Annotated in this window: 1 protein-coding gene; it reads left to right on the top strand. The window is 49.5% G+C overall.

All coding sequences use genetic code 11. From position 1 onward, the window contains the following. Positions 1 to 50: 50 nt before the first annotated feature. Positions 51 to 333, top strand: a 283-nt coding sequence (locus tag Xsze_RS21620; protein ID WP_099139199.1) for a SymE family type I addiction module toxin, incomplete at its 3' end; no start/stop codon positions are given.

Below are 333 nucleotides of genomic sequence, written 5' to 3'. Positions count from 1 at the left end.
TGTAACACTACAACACCGCTAACCATAAGCAACTACAGAGGAGTTGAATGATGGCTAAGGCGCATTCTAAGCAAAACGCGGCTCAAAATAAAGCGGCTAAAACAGAACGTTATTACACCGTGGGATACGTCCCGCAAAACGACAAAGCCACAGCACCGCCCGCAATTCATCTTAAAGGGCAATGGCTTAAACAGGCAGGCTTTGAGATTGGTGGCTCGGTCACGGTGAAAATCATGGATGGCTGTCTGGTGCTCATCCCCGACAGTGACGAGACGAACGGCCTCAAACAGCAATACCAGCGCCAGCGCGAACAAATCAGTGAGATTAAGCTGA

The organism is Xenorhabdus szentirmaii DSM 16338, assembly GCF_002632585.1.
Classification (GTDB): domain Bacteria; phylum Pseudomonadota; class Gammaproteobacteria; order Enterobacterales; family Enterobacteriaceae; genus Xenorhabdus; species Xenorhabdus szentirmaii.
The sequence above is the reverse complement of the archived record's forward strand: the minus strand, read 5'-3'. Positions and strand labels throughout refer to the sequence as shown.